The sequence below is a fragment of the Rhodococcus sp. APC 3903 genome, from assembly GCF_030407755.1.
GTDB classification, from domain to species: domain Bacteria; phylum Actinomycetota; class Actinomycetes; order Mycobacteriales; family Mycobacteriaceae; genus Rhodococcus_F; species Rhodococcus_F erythropolis.
The window spans coordinates 112528-138187 of sequence record NZ_JASDCV010000019.1 but is presented as its reverse complement, the minus strand read 5'-3'; the positions used below and the strand labels follow the sequence as shown (position 1 = coordinate 138187).

The 25660-nt window shown below is 62.7% G+C and carries 15 protein-coding genes; 10 read left to right on the top strand and 5 right to left on the bottom strand.

The window, feature by feature from the left end; genetic code table 11:
• The 3 genes from QMA15_RS24690 to QMA15_RS24680 all read left to right on the top strand — a co-directional run.
• Positions 1–12349: non-ribosomal peptide synthetase (locus tag QMA15_RS24690; RefSeq protein ID WP_290287047.1), on the top strand; the 12349-nt coding region annotated here is incomplete at its 5' end.
• A gap of 86 nt (positions 12350–12435) precedes the next feature.
• Positions 12436–13458 carry an alpha/beta hydrolase family protein gene (locus QMA15_RS24685; RefSeq protein WP_020907951.1) on the top strand — a complete coding sequence of 341 codons (1023 nt, stop codon included), beginning with the start codon at positions 12436–12438 and terminating at the stop codon, positions 13456–13458.
• A gap of 102 nt (positions 13459–13560) precedes the next feature.
• Positions 13561–14397, top strand: a complete 837-nt coding sequence (locus tag QMA15_RS24680) for a GNAT family N-acetyltransferase (protein ID WP_019748689.1) — start codon at positions 13561–13563, stop codon at positions 14395–14397.
• 10 nt (positions 14398–14407) lie between these two features.
• Here the strand turns inward: QMA15_RS24680 and QMA15_RS24675 are convergent, their stop codons facing one another.
• From QMA15_RS24675 to QMA15_RS24655, 5 genes are all read right to left on the bottom strand, one after another.
• Positions 14408–15874, bottom strand: a complete 1467-nt coding sequence (locus QMA15_RS24675) for an FAD-dependent oxidoreductase (protein WP_290287043.1) — start codon at positions 15872–15874, stop codon at positions 14408–14410.
• Positions 15875–15961: 87 nt separating this feature from the next.
• Complete coding sequence (locus QMA15_RS24670; RefSeq protein WP_084325651.1) at positions 15962–16423, bottom strand: carboxymuconolactone decarboxylase family protein; 462 nt, start codon at positions 16421–16423, stop codon at positions 15962–15964.
• Positions 16420–17364 (bottom strand): NAD(P)-dependent oxidoreductase, encoded by a 945-nt coding sequence (locus tag QMA15_RS24665; RefSeq protein ID WP_084325650.1) that lies wholly within the window; start codon positions 17362–17364, stop codon positions 16420–16422. Before QMA15_RS24665 ends, QMA15_RS24670 begins: the two co-directional genes overlap by 4 nt.
• The gene (locus QMA15_RS24660) at positions 17361–18110 is read right to left on the bottom strand and encodes an SDR family oxidoreductase (protein ID WP_084325649.1); all 750 of its coding nucleotides are present in this window, start codon (positions 18108–18110) and stop codon (positions 17361–17363) included. The genes QMA15_RS24665 and QMA15_RS24660 overlap by 4 nt, the downstream gene beginning before the upstream one ends.
• A gap of 61 nt (positions 18111–18171) precedes the next feature.
• Complete coding sequence (locus QMA15_RS24655) at positions 18172–19638, bottom strand: aldehyde dehydrogenase (protein WP_264612916.1); 1467 nt, start codon at positions 19636–19638, stop codon at positions 18172–18174.
• Between the two features lie 257 nt (positions 19639–19895).
• Between QMA15_RS24655 and QMA15_RS24650 the strand changes: the two genes are divergently transcribed.
• The 7 genes from QMA15_RS24650 to QMA15_RS24620 all read left to right on the top strand — a co-directional run bounded on the left by QMA15_RS24650 (position 19896) and on the right by QMA15_RS24620 (position 25659).
• Entirely contained in the window at positions 19896–20753 is an 858-nt protein-coding gene (locus tag QMA15_RS24650) for a mycofactocin-coupled SDR family oxidoreductase (protein ID WP_019748684.1), read from the top strand.
• A gap of 136 nt (positions 20754–20889) precedes the next feature.
• The gene (locus tag QMA15_RS24645; RefSeq protein WP_290287057.1) at positions 20890–21456 is read left to right on the top strand and encodes a TetR/AcrR family transcriptional regulator; all 567 of its coding nucleotides are present in this window, start codon (positions 20890–20892) and stop codon (positions 21454–21456) included.
• The gene (locus tag QMA15_RS24640; RefSeq protein ID WP_029255488.1) at positions 21453–22658 is read left to right on the top strand and encodes a cytochrome P450; all 1206 of its coding nucleotides are present in this window, start codon (positions 21453–21455) and stop codon (positions 22656–22658) included. Before QMA15_RS24645 ends, QMA15_RS24640 begins: the two co-directional genes overlap by 4 nt.
• Positions 22658–23464, top strand: coding sequence for an SDR family oxidoreductase (locus QMA15_RS24635; RefSeq protein WP_020907946.1), 807 nt, complete (start codon positions 22658–22660; stop codon positions 23462–23464). The genes QMA15_RS24640 and QMA15_RS24635 overlap by 1 nt, the downstream gene beginning before the upstream one ends.
• Entirely contained in the window at positions 23461–24855 is a 1395-nt protein-coding gene (locus QMA15_RS24630) for a cytochrome P450 (RefSeq protein WP_290287033.1), read from the top strand. The genes QMA15_RS24635 and QMA15_RS24630 overlap by 4 nt, the downstream gene beginning before the upstream one ends.
• Positions 24856–24857: 2 nt before the next feature.
• The gene (locus QMA15_RS24625; RefSeq protein WP_029255487.1) at positions 24858–25049 is read left to right on the top strand and encodes a ferredoxin; all 192 of its coding nucleotides are present in this window, start codon (positions 24858–24860) and stop codon (positions 25047–25049) included.
• Positions 25050–25107: 58 nt separating this feature from the next.
• Positions 25108–25659 carry a hypothetical protein gene (locus tag QMA15_RS24620; RefSeq protein ID WP_020907944.1) on the top strand — a complete coding sequence of 184 codons (552 nt, stop codon included), beginning with the start codon at positions 25108–25110 and terminating at the stop codon, positions 25657–25659.
• Position 25660 lies beyond the last annotated feature (1 nt).

Here is a 25660-nt window from a genome sequence, read left to right as displayed (position 1 = left end):
CGATGAGGTGGTGGTGTTGGAGGGGGTGCGGAGGTCTCTTCCGGGGTTTATGGTGCCGTCGGTGGTTGTGGTGTTGGGGGAGTTTCCGGTGACGGTGCATGGGAAGTTGGACCGTAAAGCCCTCCCGGACACTACTTTTACAGCCGCGGACTATCGGACGCCGAGCACACGGGCCGAAGTTATGGTCGCTCGAGCCATCGCCGAGGTGCTCGATCTCGACCAGGTGGGCGCCGACGACAATTTCTTCGAATTGGGTGGAGACTCGCTCAGCGCCACTCGCGTCGCAGCGCGCATCAGATCCGAATCGAGCACGAATGTCGGGGTGAAGGCCTTGTTCGACACTCCCGTGGTCGCTGATCTGGCGGCATCGATCGATCAGCTGCAAGCTGTGCTGCGAGGTTCAGGGCTGGAAGGTTCGGGGCCGGAAGGTTCGAGGATTTCAGAAATCGCGGGTAAGACCCGGCCAGAACATATTCCGCTATCGCTCTCACAGGCGCGCATGTGGTTCGTCAACCAGTTCGACACCTCGTCTCCGCTTTACAACATCCCCGTCGCACTACAACTGGACGGCTTCCTGGATTCGGGTGCGCTCCAAGCCGCACTGGGTGATGTGGTGGAACGGCACGAAACCCTTCGAACGATCTTCCCGACGTCCGCGAACGGGCCCCACCAGGTGATCGCCGAACCAGCGCTCGCTGCTCCTCGAATCCACCCCGTCCCGATTTCCGGTGAGCGGCTTTTTACGGATTTGCACGCGTTCTTCGACGTCGGATTCGATGTGGCCGAAGAGTTCCCGCTGCACGTGAGGTTACTCCGAATCGGGCCGGAGCAGCATGTTCTTGCGATCGTCGTCCACCACATCGCCGCGGACGGTTTCTCGATGGCGCCACTGGCACGTGACCTGATGCGCGCCTATACATCCCGTGCTCAGGAGCAGAATCCGGACTGGGAGCCACTGCCCATCCAGTATGCCGACTACAGCCTGTGGCAGCGGGAGATCCTCGACGCAGAAGTTGGTCCGGGAACGTCGACGTCGGATGAATTCGATTACTGGACAGCGAAGCTGTCGGATATTCCAGAAGTCTTGCCGCTCCCTCTCGATCGACCACGAACGCCGAAACGGTCTACCGAGGGCGCGGTGGTTTCGATGGACTTCTCACCCGAGATCCATCGAGTTTTGACCGACCTCGCACACCAGAATGGTGCGTCCCTGTTCATGGTGATGCATGCGGCGCTCGCGGTGTTGCTGGCACGGCTTTCGGCGTCGGACGACGTAGTGATCGGCACTCCGGTCGCAGGGCGCGGTGCTTCGGTGTTCGACGATGTGGTCGGGATGTTCGTCAACACGCTCGTGCTTCGCACACCCGTCGAATCCGGAGCAACCTTTGCCGAGGTGTTGGCCGCGGTGCGGTCAACGGATCTCGGTGCACTCGACCATGCAGACATTCCCTTCGAGAGGTTGGTGGATCACCTCTCGCCCGACCGTTCCACCGCGCATTCACCCCTCTTTCAAGTACTCCTCGAATTCCAGACCGATACGGGACTGCGCTTCGAATTGCCGGAACTGACGGCTCGCTCGCTCGACATCGATCTCGCGGTTGCGAAATTCGATCTACAACTGAGTGTGATGGAACACGTCGACGAGCACGGTGGGCCGGCCGGTATCAGCGCCGGTTTCCGTTATGCAACAGATATTTTCGATCGAGTATCGGTGACGCGCATCGCGGAGCGCTTCGAGAGAGTGATCGGCGCCGTGATCGAGGATCCGTCGGCAGTCGTCGGCGACATCGACATACTTCTGGCCGGCGAATACAGCGAGATGCTGGTTGCGCCCTCGGCCTCGGCCTCCGCCTCGACCTCGGGCTCGGCCTCGGTCTCGGTCTCGGGCGTCGGAACCCACGAGGATTCGCTGTCGGATCTCTTCGATCGTGCGGTGCTGACGTCCGGTGATGCCGTGGCGGTGCGCTGCGACGGTTTGTCCGTCACCTACCGCGAACTCGACGAGCGAGCAAACCGCCTCGCTCGACTGTTGGTGGCTCAGGGTGTGGTGCCGGAAACCCTGGTGGCAGTTGCGATGACCCGCTCGATCGACCTGGTGGTGGCATTGCTGGCGGTGGTGAAGGCGGGTGGCGGCTACCTACCGGTGGACCTGACTTCTCCGGTCGACCGGGTGAACTTCGTGCTGCGTGACTCCGCGCCGAAGTGTGTGCTGACCACTGGGGCCGACGGCGACGACATACGAGACAGTGACGCAATCGCAGACAACGAGATTCCAGTGATTTCCGTGGACGACCCGGCGATTCTCGAAGCGCTGCGTAGGAGTTCTCCGTTTCCGGTGACCGACCAAGACCGGCTGCTACCGCTCCGACCCGATTCGGTGGCCTACGTGATCTACACCTCGGGGTCTACTGGGCGTCCGAAGGGAGTGCAGGTTTCCCACCGCAGCGTCGGGACGTTGCTGGCAAACACCCGAGCGCTCTTCGGCTTCGACAGCGGCGATGTGTGGACGATGTTCCATTCCGAGGCATTCGACTTCTCGGTCTGGGAAATGTGGGGCGCACTCGCACACGGTGGCCGGCTCGTACTGGTCGACTACTTCACGGCCCGTTCACCAGAGGCATTCCTCGAATTGCTACGGCACGAACGTGTCACGGTGCTCAATCAAACTCCCACTGCCTTCTATCAATTGGCGGAAACCGACCGGCGTATCGGGAGCGCGGCCCTGTCATTGCGGTACGTGATCTTCGGTGGAGAAGCCCTCGACTTCGGACAGTTGACGCGCTGGTACGCCCGCCGCGGGACTTCGTCACCAGATCTGGTCAACATGTACGGCATCACGGAGACCACGGTGCACGTCAGCCACCTACTGCTCGATCGTGAGCTGGCGCGTGACGGATCGGCCTCGGTGATCGGTCGGGCGTTGCCCGGATTGCGTGTGTATGTGTTGGATCAGCGGTTGCACCCGGTGCCGCCCGGTGTGGTGGGTGAACTGTATGTCTGCGGCGATCAGGTGTCACGCGGATACCTCGGCCGGTCCGGTCTGACCTCCGCGCGGTTCATTCCCGACCTCACCGTCAGTGGGGCGCGTATGTATCGATCCGGTGACCTGGGGCGCTGGAACGACAGCGGGCAGCTGGAGTACCTCGGACGAAACGATCTGCAGGTGCAGGTAAAGGGGTACCGAATCGAACTCGGCGAGGTGGAGGCTGCGCTGCTCTCCGGAGTGGGCGTGTCTCAGGCGGCGGTCGTGGCCCGCAGAGACCGGTTGGTGGGCTACGTGGTGCCGGAGGCCGTTGCCACTGTCTCTCCGGCGGCGTTGCTCGAGTATCTCTCGCAGAGGTTGGCGGCACACATGGTCCCCGCTGTCGTGACGGTTCTCGAGGCGTTGCCGCTGACGGTGAACGGCAAACTCGACCGGAAAGCGTTGCCTGAACCTGACTTCGGGCTACAGACAACCGTGAGTCGTGGCCCCGCCTCCGAGACGGAAAGCATCCTTGCGGGCCTGTTCGCCGAGGTTCTGGGACTCGACGAGGTGGGGGTCGACGATTCGTTCTTCACTCTCGGCGGTGACTCGATCATGTCCATCCAGTTGGTGACGCGAGCCAAGTCTGCCGGAGTTTTGATCTCACCGCGCGAGGTATTCGAACGCAAAACCGTTGCGGCGCTGTCCGAGACGGCCGGTACGTCTGGCGGTCACGCTGTTCTCGACGAGTTGCCCGGTGGCGGCGTCGGGGAGATCGAGTTGACACCGATCGCAGAATGGATGCTCGATCGCGGCGGAGATTTTCGGCGGTACTCACAATCTGTTCTCCTCGCGGTTCCTGCCACGCTCGACGAGGTCACGCTGACACAGGCGATTCAGGCCGTGCTGGACCACCACGACATCCTCCGCGCGGGCATCCGGGCGACGCTGCATCCTGAATCCGCTCGGCGGATGGACGTTGCGCCAGCAGGTACGGTGCGGGCGGAGACCGTCGTACGCCACGCGAGCCTAGAGGGTGCTGCCGCGGAGACGGTCTCGGCAGAACTCGACGCAGCTTTGGGGCGGCTCGACCCGGAGACAGGTGTGATGGTGCAGGCAGTCCTGCTCGACACCGACGGGCAGATTCAAATGGAAGGACAGCGCCAGAAACGGTTGCTACTGGTAGCGCACCATCTGGTGACGGACGGTGTTTCCTGGCGAATCCTGATCCCCGATCTTGCACTTGCTTGTGCGCAGGTGCAATCAGGCGTCGACCCGTCACTGGCTCCGGTCGGGACCTCGATGCGTCGATGGGCACGTGGCCTCGTCGACGCCGCGCGCGAGCCGGATCGGGTTGCTGAACTCGACTATTGGCGAGAGGTGCTCGCGGGTCCAGATCCGACTCTGGGTGTGCGCGCCCTGACGAAGAGGGACACCGCCTCGGCCACCACCGACATCGAAGTACGAGTTCCCACGGCATTGACCGAGGCCGTTTCGACGACAGTGCCGCAGGCGATTCACGGGAGCGTCGAGGACGGGTTGTTGACGGCTTTGGCACTTGCGATGGTCCGCTGGCGCATGGACCGCGGGATCGACAATCCGGAGACATTGATCAGTCTCGAGAGGCACGGACGCGAGGAACAGGTGGTTCCCGGGGCAGATCTCGCTCGCACGGTGGGATGGTTCACGTCGATCTTCCCGGTGCGGATCGATCTGAGCAGAGTGGATCCGAGCGACGCCTTCGCCGGCGGCCCGGCTGCGGGCGTCGCTGCCAAGGCCGTCAAGGAACAACTCCGGGCGGTGCCGGACCGCGGCATCGGCTTCGGGTTGCTGCGCTATCTGAACCGCGAAACGGCACACACACTTTCGCAACTTCCGGAGCCCCAGATCAGTTTCAACTACCTCGGACGCGTCGGTGGATCCGAGGCCGACGCTACAGCGGGATGGGTACCGATCCGTGACGAGGACCTGCGGACGGTTGCGGCCGTCGATCTTCCGCTCGCCGGCGTTCTCGAGGTCAACGTGATGACCGTCGACGACAGCGACACCGACAACAGTGATACCGAGGACGGCCCGCAGCTCGTTGCCAGCTGGACGTTCCCACCGGACATTCTGGGCGCGGACGACGCTCGGCAACTGGCGCAGTGGTGGCTCGACGCATTGGCCGGGCTCGGTGAGTACGCGGCAGGCGGCGGCGGATTCACACCCTCGGACTTCGATCTGGTCGATCTTCGACAGGACGCGGTCGACGACCTCGAAAGCCGGTGCCCCGACCTGAGCGACGTATGGTCGCTCTCTCCATTGCAAGCGGGGTTGTTGTTCCATGCCGAACTGGCCGAACGATCGGTCGACGCATACCTCGTACAAGTGGCTCTCGATCTAGCCGGCGCAGTCGATTCGGAGCGCCTGCGTCGCGCCGCCGACGCGCTGCTCGACAGGCATGAGAACCTGCGTACCGCCTTCCTTCACGGCGCGGATGGCCGTGCCGTCCAGGTGGTCCGAAGCGCCGTGGCAGCGCCGTGGCAGGAAATCGACCTCACTGGTGCAACAGATCAGGATCTTGATCGAGCACTGGCGGAGGACCGAGCGCGCCCGTTCGACATGACGCAGGCGCCGTTGATCAGATTCACCCTGATTGCTCTCGCCTCCGAAAAGTTCACGCTGGTGCTCGCCAACCATCACATCCTTCTGGACGGCTGGTCCATGCCACTGCTGATCCGGGAGTTGGCGACGCTCTATGCCGCTGACGGTGAAGTGGCGGCCTTGCCTCACGCGCGCGCGTATCGCGACTATCTGACCTGGATGAGCCGCCGCGATCAGCAAGCTTCTCGAGCTGTATGGGCGAGGACGCTGAGCGGAGTCGAAGGACCGACGCTGTTGGCTCCGGCGGTTCGATCTCGTCGACTCTCCACCATGGCGGCCGAGTGGGTGTTCGATCTGGACGAGGAGTTCACAACCTCACTTCGCGGGATGGCGCGTGAACTCGGACTGACGATCAACACAATTGTTCAGGCATCGTGGGGGATCGTCCTCGCTGCACTGACCGGGAGAGACGATGTGGTGTTCGGGGCGACGGTGTCGGGTCGACCTCCCGAGCTGACCGGGATCGAAACCATGATCGGGCTGTTTATCAACACAATTCCGGTCCGAATCACTCTGCGCCCGAGAGAAAGTATCGGCACACTCCTCGCGCGGATCCAGGCCGAGCAAGCAGAGCTGTCGGATCATCACTATCTCGGGCTTTCCGAGATCCAAGTAGCCACGGGGCCGGAGACCGGATTTGACACGTTGACTGTCTTCGAATCGTATCCCGTTGACCGTCAAGGACTTTCGTCCGATACCGATATTGCGGGGATCCGGATCACCGATGTCGAAGCCAAGGACGCTGCCCACTACCCGCTCAGCCTGGTGGCATCGGTCGACACCAGACTCCGCCTGAAATTCGAGTACCTACCCGAGGTTTTCGGTGCCGCCGACATCGAAGAGATCGCCGGACGACTGCATCGTGTACTCGAAGCGTGTGCCCAGCCGGATCGCCCCTTGGCTGTGGTGTCGGTGCTCGCCCCGTCCGAACGTGCCGAATTGGTGCCGGCCCGTGGCACGGCTGGTGGGTCGTCGCGCGTCTTCCCGGAGATCTTCGATGCGGCAGCCCAGCGTGATCCGAACGCGCTCGCCGTGGAATCGGCGGACGGCAGCCTGACCTACGGCGAGCTGGACATCCTCGCCAATCGCATTGCTCGCGTGCTTGTCTCGCGAGGACTGGGAACCGAGGACTACGTAGCAGTCGGTGTCCCGCGTTCTCTCACGTCCGTGGTGTCGATACTTGCCGTCGCCAAGACGGGCGCTGCATTCGTGCCGATCGATCCCGCCTATCCCGACGAGCGAATCAATCACCTGCTGATCGATTCGAAGGTCAGCTTCGGATTGACCACCACCGCGGGCCGAGATCGATTGCCCGATATCGCGGAGTGGCTGATTCTCGACGATCCGCATTTCACGAAGAAGTGCGAGGAATTCTCGGGGAGCCCGTTGACCGACAACGACCGACTCCGTCCGATCGGGTTGGATTCAGCTGCCTACGTGGTCTACACCTCGGGGTCGACCGGCGTGCCCAAGGGAGTCGTGGTCACACAGCGAGGGCTCGACAACTTCACCCGAGACCAGGTCGAACGCTACGGCGCAACTCCACAATCACGCACGCTGCACTTCTCCACTCCGAGTTTCGACGGGTCGCTCTTCGAATATCTGCAGGCTTTCGGCGCCGGGGCGACGATGGTTATCGCTCCACCCGGGATCTACGGGGGCGAGGACCTGGCGCAGCTTCTGGCCGAGCACGCCGTCACGCACGCGTTCATCACCACGGCGGCATTGGCAACGGTGGACCCGGCTGGGCTGGAACAACTTTCGGAAGTCGTATTCGGGGGCGAGGCGTGCCCACCCGATCTCGTCGCTCGCTGGGCACCTGGCCGCCGCCTGTACAACGCGTACGGACCGACCGAAGCAACGATCATGTCGAACGTCAGTCCGCCGATGACCGCCGGGGAGCGCATCACGATCGGTGGACCTGTCAGTGGCGTCAGCGAACTGGTGCTCGACGCTCGACTTCAAGCGGTTCCCGTCGGGGTCCCCGGCGAGCTGTATCTGGCCGGACCAGGCGTGGCGCGGGGATATCACCGAAGGCCGGGGTTGACGGCAGAGCGCTTTGTTGCCAATCCGGCCGACCCAGGAACGCGGATGTACCGCACCGGCGACATCGTGCGATGGACGGCGGACATGTGTGTCGAGTACGTCGGGCGAAGCGACTTCCAGGTCAAGGTTCGAGGCTTCCGTGTCGAACTCGGTGAGATCGACAGTGTGCTGATGGCGGAGCCCAACGTCGGATTTGCCGTTACGGTTGCCGATTCCGCCCCCACCGGAGACACCCGACTCGTGTCGTACGTCGTGCCCACCGCGGGTCGACTGGACACCAGGCTCCTGATTCGCGCCGTGGCCCGGCGCTTGCCTTCGCACATGGTGCCTGCCGTTCTCACGGTGCTGGAGAACATACCATTGACCGCTGTCGGAAAAGTTGACCGTTCGGCATTGCCCAGCCCCGAAATCGAGACGACCACAGGGGATTTCCGTCCCCCTGTCGGCCCGGTCCAACAGGCAGTGTCGGACGTGTTCGCCGAGGTGCTCGGCCTCGAACGAGTCGGTACCGACATCAGTTTCTTCGAGCTCGGTGGAAATTCTCTGAGCGCCACTTCGGTCGCGGCGAGGCTACGGGCGGTGCTCGGAGCTACCGTCGGCGTGCGGGACCTGTTCGAGACGCCGACGGTGGCCGAGTTGGCTACGGTGATCGACCAGTCGGTCGCCGAACGGTCGGAGCGACTGGAACCGCGCCCCCGACCCGACAACATCCCCTTGTCGTTTGCTCAGCAGCGGATGTGGTTCGTCAATCAACTCGACACCAGTTCTCCTGCATACAACATTCCGCTCGTGGTGCGGTTGAGCGGTGAACTCGACAAACCGGCCTTGAGATCAGCGATGTCCGATGTCATCGCTCGCCACGAATCGCTGCGAACGATGTTCCCGGTCCACGGCGACGGACCGGTCCAGCACATCGTGCCCACCGAAAGCGCCGCGCTGCCACAACTGGCCGAGACATCGGTGACCGACGAACATCATCTCCGTGACGAGCTTGCCCGAATGGTCTCGGCTGGTTTCGACGTCGCCGCACGAATTCCCCTGCGGGCAGCGTTGTTCACCATCGATGAGCGCGAACATGTACTTGCCGTAGTGGTGCACCACATCTCGGCTGACGGCTTCTCGATGTCTCCACTGACCCGAGACGTGATGATTGCATACGAGGCCCACGCGTACGGCGGGGAACCCCAGTGGACGCCGCTTCCAGTCCAGTACGCCGACTTTGCGCTCTGGCAACGGGAGATTCTGGGCTCCGGCGACGACCCTGGGTCGGTGATCACCGAGCAGTTGGCTTACTGGCGACGCGCACTGTCAGGCGCTCCCGACCTCTTGGAACTTCCCCTCGATCGAGACCGGCCGACACAACAGAGTTTTCACGGCTCGCGGATTCACTTCTCGATCAGCAGTGATCTTCACCGCCGTATCCGAGACGTGTCGAGGCAGCAAGAGTCCACTGCATTCATGACTGTGCATGCAGCGCTCGCGCTCTTGCTGGCACGTTTGGGCAGCACCGACGACATCGTGATCGGAACGCCGATCGCCGGCCGGGGAGATCGTGCCCTCGATGATCTGGTCGGCATGTTCGTCGGCACGCTCGCACTGCGCACACAGGTCGACCCGGCTCAATCGTTCCGGGAGTTGGTTGCGCATTGCCGCGAAGTCGACCTCGCCGCGTTCGCGCACTCCGACGTTCCCTTCGAGCGGGTAGTGGACGCGGTCGGGCCGAAACGGTCGAGTGCCTATGCACCGATTTCCTCGGTGTCGCTGGAATTCCAGAACAACGATCGGCCGATTCTGAAGCTGGCGGGACTGGAAGTCCGCGGGATCGACCCAGAACTCGAGGTAGTGAAGGTAGACCTGGAATTCCTCCTCGCCGAAGAGTACGACGATCGCGGTGTACCGGGAGGAATGAGCGGAGCCGTCGACTTTGCCACCGATCTCTTCGACCCCGGTACGGTCAGCGGGTTTGCCGACATGTTCGTTCGTGTACTCGAGGCCGTGACCCGGAATCCGCAGGTACCGATCGGTGACATCGATCTACTCGGCGATCTTGAACGTCGCGAGTTGACGCCGGCGCATGGGCTCCCAGAAGTAGCTCCGAAATTGTGGCCTGAGTTGTTGGCGGACGCCGTGGCGATCGATCCGGACTCGGTGGCCCTGTCGCTCGAGAACCGGCAGCTCAGTTATCGCGACCTGGACGAGTGGTCGAATCGTGTTGCCCGGGAGTTGTGCGGTCGCGGTGTGGGCCCGGAGACCTTCGTGGCACTGGGAATGCCTCGCTCGATCGAATCAGTGGTGGCGATCTGGTCGGTGACCAAAGCCGGAGCGGCTTTTGTGCCTGTCGATCCGGCCTATCCGCGCGAGCGCGTCGAATACATGCTCGCCGATTGCCGAGCCTCGCTCGGTTTGACCGTTCAGTCCAGCCGAACTCACCTACCCGACGTTGTTCCCTGGCTGGAACTCGACGACCCACACTTCGCCCGGCGGGTAGCCGCGCTGTCGCCGGAACCGATCACCGATGACGATCGAACCGGTGTACTGAACCTCGATCATCCGGCCTACCTGATCTACACCTCGGGATCTACCGGGAAACCCAAGGGAGTGAACATTACTCATCGAGGTTTGGCGAGCTTCACGGCCGAAACTCGTGAGAGGTTCGAGGTCACTCACGACTCTCATGTCTCACAGTTGGCATCGCCGAGTTTCGACGCTTCCATCTTCGAGTTGACGATGGCATTCAGCGCCTCGGCGCAAGTCGTGATCGTTCCGCCTGCTGTGTACGGTGGCGCCGAATTGGCCGATGTTTTCCGGCGCGAGCAGGTCACTCATGCCACCATTACACCGACCGCGCTGGCGGCGTTGGGTGACAACGGTTTCGAGGCGCTCCGTGTTCTCGATCTGGTGGGCGAGGCCTGCCCGCCGGAGGTCGTCGCGCAATGGGCGCCGGGTCGGAGGCTGCACAACGGCTACGGCCCGACTGAAACCACCGTGCAGGCGAGTGTCAGCGATTCGATGAAACCCGGTGCGGGAGTGAACATCGGCTCGCCGGCAGTGGGCTTCGGCTTCCTGGTGCTGGACGAGCGTTTGCAGCCCGTCCCGGTGGGCGTGCCAGGGGAGTTGTACATCATCGGCCCAGGTATGGCACGTGGGTACCATAATCGGGCGTCGCTCACGTCGGAACGATTTGTCGCTTGCTTGTACGGATCGCCGGGGCGCCGGATGTACCGCACCGGAGATGTCGTGCGTTGGCGTGAATCCGGCGGTGACAGTGCCAAAATCGTTGGGTCCGGCGATGGAGTGCATCACACACTCGAATACATCGGGCGCAGCGACTTCCAGGTCAAGGTCCGTGGTTTTCGGATCGAACTCGGGGAAATCGATGCAGTTCTCTCACGCCATCCGTCGGTGGACTTCGCCGCGACTGTCGGCTACACGGGACCGTCGGGTGAAACGGTCCTGGTGTCGTACGTGCGTACGTCAGCTGCCGACGCCTCCGACAGCGACGAGATACGGGCGTACGCAGCCGACCGACTTCCCTCGCACATGGTTCCGTCGGCAGTGGTATTTCTCGAGCGGATTCCGATGACACCGGTGGGCAAGCTCGACCGAAAGGCTCTACCGGAACCCGAATTCAGTTCGGCTGCAGCCGAGTTCCGCGAGCCGGTCACCGACACCGAGCGCGCCGTGGTCGACTCGTTTGTCGAGATTCTGGGTGTCAGCCGGGTGAGCACTACCGACAGCTTCTTCGACCTGGGCGGGTCCTCCCTGGTAGCCACCCGAATCGTCAGCGCACTGCACTCCCGTTTCCAACGCAGAATTCCGCTTCAGTGGATGTTCCTCGACCCGACACCCGCTGGAATCGCTCGACGCCTCGACATGCCGACAGTGGACGCCGGCATGGAAGAGCTTCTCGCCGTGGTTGTTCCGCTGCGGACAGAAGGAAGTGGGCGACCGCTGTTCTGCGTGCACCCTGGTATCGGCCTGTCCTGGGGGTACGCCGGCTTGGTGCGGTATCTGCCCGAGGACCGACCGGTGTACGGACTTCAGCTACCCGCACTCAGCGACGACGGTGACTATCAGTCGATCGAACAGTTGGCGCATCGCTACGTCGAAGAGATGGAAGCCGTTTCGCCGGACGGGCCGTACGACTTGTTCGGTTGGTCCCTCGGCGGAGTCATCGCGCACGCCATGGCCGTCGAACTGCAATCGTCCGGCCGCGAAGTTGCCACACTGACGATGATGGACAGCTACCCCGACAACGGCGATGCCCCTGCGTCAGCCGCACTCGACGTCCGAGACCTACTGCGAGGACTCGGCCTCGAGATCGAGACCGACCGAGATCTGACCTTCGACGAGGCGGCGGCCGTGTTGGCCCGGAGGCTCGGGCCCGAGACGGGAGTCGACGGTCGGGACCTCGAGCGGATTGCCAGAGGGTACGAGACTTCGCAGAGAATCACGCACCAGTTCGTTCCCCAGATCTACGAGGGAGACCTGCTGATCTTCCCGGCTGACGGAAAAGAGGACACGATTCCGCGGGAGAGGTCGCCACAGGAATGGCGTCCGCTCGTGACGGGCCGGATCGTGGAGGTACCGGTGCGATGCGGACACAACGAGATGATCGAGGCACCGGCCATGGCGGTCATCGGACCGGAGATGGCTCGGGTGCTCTCGATGTTTTCCGGATACTCCGAACGGGCATGACAACTTGAAGCCACCGAGCCGCACGCCCGTGAAGCGAGCGCCACCGAGCTGTTGCCGGGCACCGCAATCGAGCACGAGGAGCGGCAATGAGAAGGATCGGACGTACTCGGGCGATACTGGTCGTCGCCCTCGTCGCATGGACGGGATTGTTCGGTGAAGCGGCGCTTGCCTCGGCCGATCAGGCGCGAACATCCCCTCCAGACGGTTCAGCTCTCGATCACGTCGAGGAGATCAACGCCCGTCAGCTGACGATGTACGTCTACTCCGCTGCAATGGACAAGGTGATTCCGCTCGAGGTGATTCGGCCGGCAGACACGAGTGCGCCCCGGCCGACTCTCTACCTGCTCAACGGCGCGGGCGGAGGCGAGGACACGGCGACGTGGCAGACACGCACAGACGTCGTCGACTTCTTCGGCGACAAGAACGTCAACGTCGTCAACCCGATCGGCGGTGCCTACAGCTACTACACCGACTGGGAGAAGCCCGATCCTGTTCTCGGGCTGAACAAGTGGACCACGTTCCTCACCGAGGAGTTGCCACCGATCGTCGACGCCACGCTCGGGACTACGGGTGTGAATGCCGTTGCTGGATTGTCGATGGCAGGTACCTCGGTTCTGAGCCTGGCCGAGGCGGCGCCATCCGTTTACCGTGCCGTCGGTGCTTTCAGCGGGTGCGCCGAGACGAGTACTCAACCCGGTCAGGACTACGTGAGATTCGTGGTCGGATTCCGCGGCGGCAACGTGGACAACATGTGGGGTCCTCCCGGCGGTCCGGGCTGGGTAGCCAACGATCCTGTGGTCAACGCCGAGAGATTGCGGGGCGTCGACCTCTACATCAGCAATGGATCGGGCCTGCCCGGCCCACACGAGAATCTGGGGGGACCGATGGTCAACGGCGACCTCGGCGTTCTGGCGAACCAGGTGATCGTGGGTGGAGTCATCGAGGCCGGGACAAACCAGTGCACCCAGCGTTTGGCCGAGCGGCTCGACTCCCTGGGCATCCCGGCCACCTATGATTTCCGGGCAACTGGCACTCACTCCTGGGGTTATTGGCAGGACGATCTTCACAACTCGTGGTCGATGATTGCCGAGTCGATCGGTGCGCGTTAGCCGGTGAACCCGAGGATCGGCGGCTGAGTTGTTTCTCACTTCGGGGCCCGCTCGCCCCACCTAGCCGACCGAACTGCAGGTCAGCGGCGTTATAGTCGCCACATGAGTTCAGAAACACTCGCGCCCCTCGACACCGATGTACTTGCGCGCAGGTTTGCGTGCCTTGGTGATCCGACGCGGCTGCGAGTGCTCCGACTCGCTGCCGGCGGTCCGATCGACGTCGACACGATTGCACACGCCGCATCACTCGAGCCGTCGGCGCTGAGTGCTCACCTCGAGGCCTTGATCGAGGTCGGTTTTGTCGAGGCTTCGGTGCGTGAAGGCACTTCGGTTGTCAGTGTTGCCGGAACGGCATACTCCGATCTGATGGCAGCGGCCGCCGTCGTGGCTGCGCGTGGCCCGGTCGAAGACACACTGGGAGTTCTTCCCGACGATGTGGTGCTGCGTCGCATGGAATCCGGCGACTGGGATGCCGTGCGCTCGATCTACCGCGAAGGAATCGACACCGGAACCGCGACGTTCACCACGTCGGTGCCGTCAGCCGAGAAGCTCGACGCGCAATGGTTGCCCGATCATCGATGGGTCGCCGAGATCGACGGCCGAGTCGAAGGCTGGGCGAGCCTGAGCCCGGTGTCCTCGCGTGATTGCTACCGCGGGGTCGCCGAGAACTCCATCTACATCGGTAGTGGCGCTCGCGGGCGCGGCGTGGGCAAGCTGCTGCTTCGCCGACAGGTGCAAGCCGCCGACGCCAGTGAGATCTGGACGGTGCAGTCGTCGATCTTCCCGGAGAACCGGGCGAGTGTCGCCTTGCATCAGGCCGTCGGATTCCGAATCGTCGGCACTCGCTCGCGTATCGCTCAACTCGGTGGCAGGTGGCGTGACACGTTGTTCCTCGAACGTCGCAGCGAGGATGCTGACATTGAGGATGCTGACATTTGAGAAGAGACGCTCAGCCCTTGGCAGCGCTGATTCCCGCGCGTCGCCCGTAGAAGCTGCCGTCACCGAGGGACGTTCCGGAGGCGTATCCACCGGCGCAGACGCCGGCGGTGCAGCGTCCAGCGGCAAACAAACCCGGGATCGGTTCGCCGGAGACGTGGATGACCTCCGAGTTGATCGACGTGCGCAGACCGCCGAGCGTGAATCCGGCGGTGAAATTGCGAAGGTCGAGCGCAGCGACGGGTGAGCCGATCGGCTTGACCCACTCCTTCTTCTTACCGAGTACCGGGTCTTCACCACGGGCGGCGTGCCGGTTGTAGACCTCGACCGTCGACTGAAGGGTGCCTTCCGGCAGGCCCATGTCGGATTCGAGTTCCTCGACGGTCTCGGCCACCCACTTGGGCTGGAATCTGAAGAACGGTGTGGAACTGTCGGCGGCGCAGCCCTCTTCGTAGGAAGCTTCGTCGATGATCAGGTAGGCCTGATTCTCGTTGCGCAGCAGCGTCTCCTGGCCGATTCTTCCCGGATACGTGTCTTCGTTGACGTAGCGGTGGCCGCGTCCGTTGACGAGAATGCCGCGGATCATCAACTGGGGGTCGCCGAAGAATGCGACCTCGGTTGCGTCCATGTGTGCGAGGTCGGCCCCGAGTGCCTGCGCCATCTGGATGGCCTTGCCGTCGTGCTCTTCGATAGCCGCACCGGGGCGCCCGATCAGCCGTGGGGCGTACGACTGGATCATCGCTTCGTTGTAGGCGAAGCTTCCCGTCGCCAGTACGACACCCGTGCGTGCTCGAACTGCCACTTCCTTGCCGTACTGCTTGGCGATGATGCCGACTACTCGATCGCCGTCGACGACCAGGCGCTGGACTCGCATGTCGTATTCTGCTCGTACGCCGAGGCTTTCGGCCGTCTCGATCAGTGGCTTCATCAACATGAAACCACCGCCCTTCTCCCCGGTGCGCTTGCCGCTCATCTGCGGCACGTGCCCGCGAGGGGCCGGTGTCGCGATCGTGTTGAACGGTGCCGAGTTCTCGCCGCCGGAATACATGAGTCCGTCGTCGAAGGGTGTTTCCCAGCCGGGTTGGCCGTAGAAACTCTCCTTGAACGGCACACCGTTGTCGACGAGCCAGTTGTAGTGCTCGACACTGCCTTCGCAGTAGTCGGTGATCTTCTCCTCGTCGGCGCCGGGCCCGAGTGCGGCCATCATGAACGATTTCATGTTGGCGGGGGAGTCCTCGAACCCGAGTGCCTGCTGCAACGGGGTCCCGCCGCCCAGATAGATGAATCCACCTGCCAGCGCCGCAGCGCCGCCCCAGCCGCTCGTGCGCTCGAGCACCAACACGTCGGCGCCCGCTCGCGCGGCCTCGATCGAAGCACTCACTCCGGCAATGCCGTAGCCGGCGACGACGACGTCAGCCTCGAAGTCCCACTGCTCGATGCTTGCGGCGGACTGCGGACGGATTGAGCTGGCCTCGGCCATGGATTCGGATCCTTCGTTCTTCTGGTTGGTTGGTGGGGGAATCGATGGGTGTGATTGATGCCCTGATGGCAGTATCTCGACCGAAAGTCAGTCGGTGTCCGTTTTCGCGGAATCGGCTGCGGCCTTCTCCTTGACGCGCGCGGCTTTACGTCTGTCGGCCTTCACGGCGATCAGCGCATTGTTGAGTCCGGTGGCCAGCGGCCAGCCGACGTAGTGGCACAGGAAGATCGCGGCCTCTTCGAACTGCTGCTCGGTCAACTCCTCGTTGTGGAGAGCAGCGTTGATCTGGATCTTTGCCACATCGTTCTGCCCCTGGGCGGTGATGGCACCGATCAGTAGTAGTCGTCGGTCACGCACCGACAGTCCCGGTCGCGTCCAGATGTCGGCAAAGAGGTGGTCGGCGGTGACCGCGAAGAAGTCGCCGGGAACGTCGGCGGGAAGCTCCCAGCCGTACACCTCGTTCATCTTCGCGACGCCACGAGCGCGGGCCTCGGAGATGCGGCTTTCGTCGGTTCCACCGGCATCGGTCAGGTGAGTGGTGTCGGTCATGCGTGCTCCCGAGTAGTAGATGCCGAAGACGCCGTTGAAGGTTCGGCCGGCCTGTCTTGGCTGTCATTCCCGACGCCCAGACCGGCACCGAGTCCGGCGAGCGCAAGGTGCGCGAGCGGCAGATCGAGATTCAGCCGATCACCGAGGTCGATGGCCAAGGCCAAGTCCTTCTCCCCGAGATTGCGAACATGCCGCAGTATCGAGAACCACGGGTCGTCCTCCGAGACCGGTGCGGTGGTGTCGCGCAGCATGATCGCGCCCGCGCCACCAGTGATCGCATCGGTGTGCCTGACGACCTTTCCGAGCGTGCGGAGATCGAGTCCTGCTGCTTCGGCGAGTCGCGCGGCCTCGGTCGTGGCGGTGAACGAGACGAAGTGAAGAAGGTTGCGTGCGAGCTTCATTCGCGTTCCCGCGCCGACGTCACCGGCGTGAACCACCAGCTCGGCCCAGGATCCGAAGGGCTCGCGGACGGTTTCGAATGCCTCGTCGGAGCCGCCGATCATCACTGCCAGCCTGCCCTGCGCTGCGCCGCCGGCACCGCCACTGATCGGGGCGTCGACCAGCAGAACACCACGCTGTTGACAGATGTCAGCGAGTTCCACCGCCGTGGTGTCCGAGATAGTGGAGTGAATCGCGACGACAGTGCCTGGCTGTGCAGTCGACAGGATCCCGTGCGGCCCGCACACAACCTCGCGTACCTGCGCGTCGTCGAGCACCGTGACGGAGATGATGCTCGCCTGCGCTGCAACGTCGGCGGGCGTCGATGCTGCGCTCGCGCCCGCAGTGGTGAACGGTTCGAGCGCTTCTGCGCGGGCATCACACACCACCAGTCCGCCCGGCCAGTCCAGGAGGCGCTGCGCCATCGGCGCGCCCATGTTGCCTAGGCCGATGTATCCCAGTCTGGTTTTCGAAGCGCTGGCTTTCGGCGCCGATTCCGTCATGACCGGTACACCTGGCCTCCGTCGACGTTGAAGATCTGCCCGGTCACCCAGCCTGCGTCGTCGGAGAGAAGGAACAGGCACATGCCGACGAGATCCTCCGGTGTTCCCATGCGCTGCAACGGGATTCGCTTTACCATGTCCTTGACGATGTTGCCGGGGGTGACGGTTCGAGTCGCCTCCGTGTCGATGGGACCGGGAGCGATGGCGTTGATCCGGATGTTCGACCAGCCGAGTTCGGTCGCGAGTTGTTGTGTCAGGCTGTTGACGCCGGCTTTCGCGAGTCCGTAGTAATTCGAGTACAGCCAGGCTGCTGTGGAGGACTGGTTGACGATCGAACCGCCCTTCGCGCGCATATGAGGTACGACCGCCCGGCACACGTGCAATGCGCCGTCCATGTTGACGCTCATGAACTTTCGGTAGTAGTCCCAGTCCACCGTCAACAGGGAATCGATCTTCATTCCGCCGTAGATGGCAGCGTTGTTCACCAGATGCTCGATGCTACCGAACTGCTCGATCGTGAAGTCGGCAAGTGCCGCAGTCGACCCCCCGTCGGCGACGTCGACGTCCTTGAACACGGCACTTCCACCGTCCGCCGTGATCTGCTTGGCGACAGCTTCACCGAGTTCGCGATTGAGGTCCGCCACGACCACGTTGGCCCCCTCCGCAGCCAGAGCGCGGGCATATGCCTCTCCGATACCCTGCGCTGCTCCGGTGACTATCGCGGTGCGACCGTCGAAACGTCCCATGTCGACCTACTTTCGTGGTGATGATTCTGTGGTGAAGGTGTGGGGGTGAGGGTGTGGAATGTCAGGAAGGTGAAGCGACGAGCTTGGTTTCGAGGTATTCCTCGAAACCGGCGAGGCCCATTTCGCGGCCGATCCCGGATTGTTTGTAGCCGCCGAACGGTGCGTCGGCCGAATACCAGACGCCGCCGTTGACGCTCAGCGTTCCGGTTCTGACACCGGCAACGACGTGCGCGACGCGATCGGGATCGGCGCCCCACACCGACCCGGACAGGCCGTAGGGGGAATCGTTGGCAATCCGGATAGCGTCGTCGTCGTTGTCGTACGGAATGATCACGAGAACGGGCCCGAAAATCTCCTCCTGCGCTACGCGAGACGAGTTGTCCAGCCCGGCAATGAGAGTGGGTTCGACGAAGAAGCCGCTCTGGTGATCGTCGGGTCGGCCTCCACCCGTCACGATCGTGCCGCCCTCTTCGACCGCGAGGGCGAGGTAGCTCTCCACCCTGGCGCGCTGGCGCGCGGAGATGACCGGACCACACACCGTTCCGCGCGCGCTGGGGTCACCGGCTCGGATACCCGCCATCGCGGCGGAGGCCGCGGCCAGAGCATCTTCGTACCGAGCGCGCGGCACGAGAAGTCTGGTACTGAGTGCGCATCCCTGACCGGCATGAACGCACACGGAGAACGCGGCAACCGAGCATGCACCCTTGATGTCCGCGTCGTCGAGGACGATGAATGCGGACTTGCCCCCGAGTTCGAGGAAGACCTTCTTGAGGGTTTGCGCGGCCGTGGCCATCACCGTGCGTCCGGTGGCGGTGGAACCGGTGAAAGACACGAGATCGACGCGCGGATCGCTGCACAGCTGCGCGCCGAGAGAGTGATCTGTCGACGTCACCACGTTGACGACGCCCGCCGGGATCTCGGTTTCTTCTGCAATCACCTTGGCGACCAGCGCGGCGCACCAGGGCGTGTCCGGCGCGGGTTTGAGAACGATGGTGTTGCCGGCCGCGAGGGCGGGGCCGAGTTTGGCGAAATTGATCTGGTGCGGGAAGTTCCACGGTGTGATTGCGCCGACGACGCCGACCGCTTCCTTGAGCACGCGGCGATGGGTCGGAATCCCCATGGGTGACGCGTGCCCGAGATCTTGTTCCCACGAATAGGTTTCGATCAGGTCAGCCCAGTAGCGAAGATCTTCGATCGGGCCTTCGAGTTGCGGACCGCTCGTCAGCATGACGGGTGCGCCGACCTCGGCGACGGTGATCTCACGCAACTCCTCGATGTGGGACTGGAGTGCGTCGCACAGTTGGCGCAGGCAGCGAGCGCGAAACCCGTGATCGCGTGCCCATTCGGTCTCGTCGAACGCACGGCGCGCAGCGGCAATGGCCGCATCCATGTCCGCGGTGGTGCCTTCGGCCGCACGGCCGATCAGTTCCTCGGTGGCCGGGTTGAAAACTTCGAAGGTTCCACCCGATCCGGGAACCAGCTTTCCGTCGACGAGAAGTGCAGAACTGTCTGCGGGTCGAAGCGTCATAACGCGAACCCTCTCTTTCTGGACATGTGTCTGGACTCTAGGTCACACTCGTGGTTGAGGCAATGGTTTCTGGGGCATAAGAGATTTCGAGAGCGTCTCGGGATCTGCTTCGGTGAAAAGCGCCTCGTGTCCGGGGCGGCGCGGCTACGGTTCACCGCACATTCACAACCACGCTTTCACATGCACGCTTTCACATGCACGCTTTCACATGCACGCCTTCACGTACACGCCTTCACATACACGGGAGAGAGGTCGAAATGAACAGAGTTGACGGAAAAGTGGTGCTGGTGACCGGTGCTGCTCGAGGTCAGGGGCGCAGTCATGCCGTTCATCTCGCACGGGAGGGCGCGCACATCATCGCCTTCGATCTGTGCGCAGACATCGCCAGCAACGAATACCCGCTCGCCAGTCCTGCCGATCTCGAGGAAACGGCTCGACTGGTGAAAGAGACCGGACAGCAGGTGGTGACGGCCCGTGTCGACGTCCGCGATCGCGCCGGACTCGAAACGGCACTTGCCGAGGCGGTAGGTCAGTTGGGCGGATTGCATGTCGTCGTGGCGAACGCCGGTATCTGTCCGCTCGGCAAGCACGTGTCGACTGCCGGTTTCGTCGACGCGTTCGATGTGAACTTTCTCGGTGTCGTCAATACAGTGCACGCGTCGATGGAATACCTCGGCGAAGGGGGTTCGATCATCGCGATCGGTTCTGTTGCCGGTCTGGTGCCACAGACCGGATTCAACGGGCAGCAGGCGCTCCAGGGTCCGGGTGGCGACGGATACGGACTGGCCAAGAAGCTGATTCAGGCATATACCAGTTCGTTGGCACTGACTCTCGGGCCGAGTTCCATTCGCGTCAACGCGATTCATCCGACCAACGTGAACACCGACATGTTGCAGAGCATGCCGATGTACCGGACGTTCCGTCCCGACCTCGAGAATCCGACCGCCGAGGATGCGGCAGTGACGTTCCCGTTCATGCAGGCGATGCCGACCCCGTGGGTCGAGCCCGCGGACATCTCGCATGCGGTCGTGTACCTGTCCTCGGACGAATCGCGATTCGTCACCGGCCAGCAACTGCGCGTGGACGCTGGTGCCGGGATGAAGATCGGTCTGTAGTAGAACTTTTCGCTTCGTGGCTGCCTGTGAGTGGTGAATTTTCGAAGTTTCCCCATTTCGTTGCCCTGGACAGGGTGCTGTAGTAACGTCCAGACACGTGTCCAGCAAACGGGGCGATTCAAGTGGCGGGGGATCGATTGTCTATGAATCCACTCGCAGGCGCCTCACGGGCAAACAGGCGGAAACTGTGGCCAGGCTTGCCGAAGCAACAGTGAAAGTTCTACGCAAACAGGAGTTTTCCGGACTGACTGTCCGTTCGGTTGCGGCCGAAGCGGGTGTAGGAACTGCGACCGCCTACACGTATTTCGCGTCCAAAGAGCATCTGGTCACAGAGGTTTTCTGGCGAAGACTTCAGAACTCGTCGGCGCCTGATGGCTCAGGGTTGGATCGCACCGCGCACGTGCTGTCTGTACTTCGAAACATCGCGCTGCTTCTCGCGGACGAACCGGAGGTATCGGCCGCCGTGACCAATGCACTGCTCGGATCCGATCCTGAAGTGGAACATCTTCGCGGGCGGATCGGACTCGAGATCCATCAACGACTCGCTTCGGCGTTGGATCCGAATGGCGAACCCGAAGTGTTGGAAGCGCTCGAAATGCTTTATGCCGGGGCGCTTCTGCGAGCAGGGATCGGCTACGGAACCTACGCGCAAATCGCTGGACGCCTCGAGGCCTCAGCTCTACTGATCCTGGAGAAATCATGACAGAAGCTTTGATCGATCCGGTGGTCTTCAATCCGTACGACTACCACTTTCACGACGATCCGTATCCGACGTACAAGCGTCTGCGCGAAGAATCACCGTTGTATCACAATCCGGACGTTGGCTTTTGGGCGTTGTCGCGATATGCGGACGTGGTCGACGGGTTCAAGGACAACAAGCGTCTCTCGAGCGCCAACGGGGTATCGCTCGACCCCGCAGCCTACGGTCCACACGCGCATTATGTGATGTCGTTTCTCGCGATGGACGATCCCCGCCATATGCGGTTGCGCCAGTTGGTTTCTCGCGGATTCACACCGCGACGGGTTGCGGAGCTCGACGGCCGGATCCTCGAACTCACGAAGCAACATCTGGTACCTGCGTTGGGCGCGGGGGAGTTCGACTGGATTACGGAGGTGGCGGGAAAGCTGCCGATGGACGTCATCTCCGAACTCATGGGGGTTCCCGAATCCGACAGGGCCGAACTGCGGCGCAAGGCGGATCTGGTGGTGCACCGAGAGGCGGGTGTTCTCGACGTGCCGCAACCTGCGGTGGAGGCTTCGATCAGTTTGATGGGCTACTACAAGGAGATGATCGCGCAGCGTCGCCGATCGCGGACGGACGATCTGACCTCGGCCTTGCTCGATGCCGAGATCGACGGAGACAAACTCTCGGACCAGGAGATCCTCGGATTCATGTTTCTGATGGTCGTGGCCGGAAACGAGACCACGACCAAGCTTCTCGGAAACGCTCTGTACTGGGGTTCGCACCACCGGGAGCAGATCACACCGGTTCTCGACGATCCCGAACGAGCCTCGGAATGGGTGGAAGAGACTCTTCGCTACGACACGTCGAGCCAGATCGTGGCTCGGACTTCGGTTGTCGACCTCGAATATCACGGACGCACCATTCCGGCGGGGGAGAAGGTCCTGCTCCTGATCGGATCGGCCAACCGAGACGCCGACGTCTTCGAGGATGCCGACAGCTTCCAGATCGGCCGGAGTTCGTCGGGAAAACTCGCGAGTTTCGGTGGTGGCGTGCACTTCTGTCTCGGTGCCCACCTTGCCAAGCTCGAAGCCAAGATCGCCCTCGCAGAGTTCGGGCGTCGGGTCAGCGACTACGAAGTCGACGAGTCCGGAATCGAGCGTGTTCATTCGACAAACGTCCGGGGCTTTGCGGCCCTGCCGGTGAAAGTGCAGGTGCGCTGATGCCTCGTTTCGAACCCAATCCAGTTCGCCGGCCGGCATTGATCAGTGGTGCATCGTCGGGAATCGGCACCGCTACTGCGTATGCCCTGGCCGAACTCGGCCATCCGGTTGCGCTCGGTGCGCGTCGAGTCACCGAATGCGAAGCCATCGCCGAGAAGATCCGCAGCAATGGTGGTGAAGCGTTCGCCCACTTCCTCGACGTCACGGACGGTGATTCGGTCGACGGATTCGTCTCGGCCGCAGAGGCAGTCCACGGTCCCACCGAAATGGTCGTCTCCGGTGCCGGTGACCTCGAATTCGGGGCTGCGGACGAGATGGATCCAGAGGCGTTCTCACGGCAGATCCAAGTCCACCTCGTTGGTGCGCAGCGATTGGCGCATCGCGTACTCCCCGGCATGAGGCAACGACAGCGCGGTGACTTCGTACTGATCGGCTCGGATTGTGCCGAGCGCCAGCGTCCACTCATGGGTGCTTACGACGCGGCCAAGGCCGGGCTCGAAGCAATGGGGCGCCAGATGCGAATGGAGCTCGAAGGAACAGGCATTCGCGCGTCGATCGTGCGACCCGGGCCGACACTGACCGGCATGGGGATGGACACGACGCCGGAGATCATCGGACCGGTTGGGGAATCGTGGAGTAAGTGGGGGTTCGCCCGCCATGGTTACTTTCTGCGCGCCTCGGACATCGCCAATGCCATCGTCGCCGTTGTGTCGGCGCCGCGAGGAGCACACATCGTGCTCGTCGAAGTTCAGCCCGAGGCACCACTGGACAAACTTCCCACTGCGAACTCACAGGAGACGACATGACGCACGGAGTGCAGGAGACGTCGCGAACACTGCCCGAGCCGCCGCGGGTGTCCGGCGGGGATCTCCCGCACGGGCATCTCGAGGAACTGCGAACCGACCCGATAGCGCTCATGCGCCGGGTGCGTGAGGAATGTGGTGACGTCGGCGCCTTTCAACTTGCCGACCGCACAGTGATCCTGTTGTCCGGAGCTGAGGCAAACGAGTTCTTCTTCCGCTCCACCGACGAGGATCTCGACCAACAAGCGGCTTACCCCTTCATGAAGCCGATATTCGGTGAAGGCGTCGTCTTCGATGCCAGCCCGGAGCGGCGTAAGGAGATGCTCCACAACTCGGCTCTGCGCGGCGAACAGATGCGCGGGCACGCCGCCACGATCGGCCGCGAGGTCGAGGCGATGGTCGCGCAGTGGGGAGACGAAGGCGAGATCGATCTGCTCGACTTCTTCGCCGAGCTGACCATCTACACCTCGTCGGCGTGCCTGATCGGCAAGAAGTTCCGCGACGAACTGGACGATAGCTTCGCCAAGCTGTATCACGAACTCGAACAGGGAACGGATGCATTGGCTTTCGTGGATCCGTACGCGCCGATCGAGAGTTTCCGCCGCCGCGACGAGGCCCGGTTGGCGTTGGTCGCTCTGGTACAGGACATCATGAACGGGCGCATCGCGAATCCTCCGCAGGGCAAGGAGGACCGCGACATGTTGGACGTGTTGGTCTCGGTCAAGGACGAGAACGGCGACCTCCGGTTCAGTGCCGACGAGATCACCGGCATCTTCATCTCGATGATGTTCGCTGGCCACCACACGACTTCCGGCACGGCAGCGTGGTCGCTGATCGAGATGTTGCGGCATCCCGACACCATGACGGACGTCGTCGACGAACTCGACAATCTGTACTCCGACGGCGCCGACATCAGTTTTCATGCCCTGCGCCAGATTCCGGTTCTCGAGGCCGTGGTCAAGGAAACCCTTCGACTGCATCCGCCGTTGATCATCCTGTTGCGGGTGGCACGTGGAGATTTCGAAGTGGGCGGCTTCGAGATCCGAGAGGGCCATCTTGTCGCTGCGACGCCCGCGATCTCCAATCGAATCGCCGAGGACTTCCCCCGACCGGACACCTTCGATCCCGGGAGGTACATCGACCCGAATCAAGAGGACAACGTCAACCGCTGGACGTGGATTCCGTTCGGAGCCGGCCGGCATCGCTGCGTCGGTGCTGCATTCGCCCAGATGCAGCTCAAAGCGATCTTCTCGATCCTGCTGCGGGACTTCGAGTTCGAGATGGCGCAGCCGTCGGAGTCCTACCGAAACGACCACAGCAAGATGGTCGTCCAGTTGCAGCAGCCGTGCGCGGTGAGGTACCGGCGCAGAACACGTCCCGGGCGTGAGGGGTGATCATGCACGTCGAAGTAGACCTCGACCTGTGCCAAGGCCATGCGGCGTGTGAGCTCGAGGCACCGGAGATCTTTGTCGTCCCGAAGCGGGGGAAGGTCAGTCTTCTGGACTCGGACCCACCTGAGTCGCTCCGCGGTGAAGCCGAGCTGGCGGTCAGGTACTGCCCGACCGGCGCCCTGAGAATTGTCGACTGATTACAGCGGATTGTCGATTGATTGCAGCGAATTCAAGTACTCGAGGGAGGAAGTTCAGATGACGGGTTTCGACCGCGCAGAGCTCGACGAGATGGTCCAACGCTGGATCGAGGCGAACAAGAAGGCCGAAGCCGCCGGTGATTGGAAACCGTTGGCGGACATGTACACCGAGGACGCCACGTACGGGTGGAACTACGGTCCCAAGCAGGATTTCATGGCAGTGGGGCGCGAGGAGATTCGCGAAGTCGCGCTCGGCCTCGAGATGAAGGGCCTCGAAGGTTGGGAGTACCCGTATCAAGACTTTGTGATCGACGAACGTAGCGGAAACGTGATCGGCTTGTGGAAGCAGATTTCCGATGCCAAGCGTGAGGACGGGAGCAACTACTCCGTCTACGGTATCGGCGGTAGTTGGTTCCGTTACGGCGGGGACTTCCAATGGTCCTGGCAGCGTGACTTCTTCGACTTCGGGAACGTGTCGGCACTGTTCATGGAGATGATCGGCAACAACGCTCTCTCGAAGGGGATGCAGGGCCGGATCCAGCGATCGATCTCGGGCGACCCGCTACCGGGCTGGTATCCGGTGGGCACCGCGCCGGTCCCGCTGTGGTGAG

Coding starts and splice junctions, on each gene's coding strand:
- QMA15_RS24685 (WP_020907951.1), top strand. CDS start 12,436: ATGAGAAGGATCGGACGTACTCGGGCGATACTGGTCGTCGCCCTCGTC.
- QMA15_RS24680 (WP_019748689.1), top strand. CDS start 13,561: ATGAGTTCAGAAACACTCGCGCCCCTCGACACCGATGTACTTGCGCGC.
- QMA15_RS24675 (WP_290287043.1), bottom strand. CDS start 15,874: ATGGCCGAGGCCAGCTCAATCCGTCCGCAGTCCGCCGCAAGCATCGAG.
- QMA15_RS24670 (WP_084325651.1), bottom strand. CDS start 16,423: ATGACCGACACCACTCACCTGACCGATGCCGGTGGAACCGACGAAAGC.
- QMA15_RS24665 (WP_084325650.1), bottom strand. CDS start 17,364: ATGACGGAATCGGCGCCGAAAGCCAGCGCTTCGAAAACCAGACTGGGA.
- QMA15_RS24660 (WP_084325649.1), bottom strand. CDS start 18,110: ATGGGACGTTTCGACGGTCGCACCGCGATAGTCACCGGAGCAGCGCAG.
- QMA15_RS24655 (WP_264612916.1), bottom strand. CDS start 19,638: ATGACGCTTCGACCCGCAGACAGTTCTGCACTTCTCGTCGACGGAAAG.
- QMA15_RS24650 (WP_019748684.1), top strand. CDS start 19,896: ATGAACAGAGTTGACGGAAAAGTGGTGCTGGTGACCGGTGCTGCTCGA.
- QMA15_RS24640 (WP_029255488.1), top strand. CDS start 21,453: ATGACAGAAGCTTTGATCGATCCGGTGGTCTTCAATCCGTACGACTAC.
- QMA15_RS24635 (WP_020907946.1), top strand. CDS start 22,658: ATGCCTCGTTTCGAACCCAATCCAGTTCGCCGGCCGGCATTGATCAGT.
- QMA15_RS24630 (WP_290287033.1), top strand. CDS start 23,461: ATGACGCACGGAGTGCAGGAGACGTCGCGAACACTGCCCGAGCCGCCG.
- QMA15_RS24625 (WP_029255487.1), top strand. CDS start 24,858: ATGCACGTCGAAGTAGACCTCGACCTGTGCCAAGGCCATGCGGCGTGT.
- QMA15_RS24620 (WP_020907944.1), top strand. CDS start 25,108: ATGACGGGTTTCGACCGCGCAGAGCTCGACGAGATGGTCCAACGCTGG.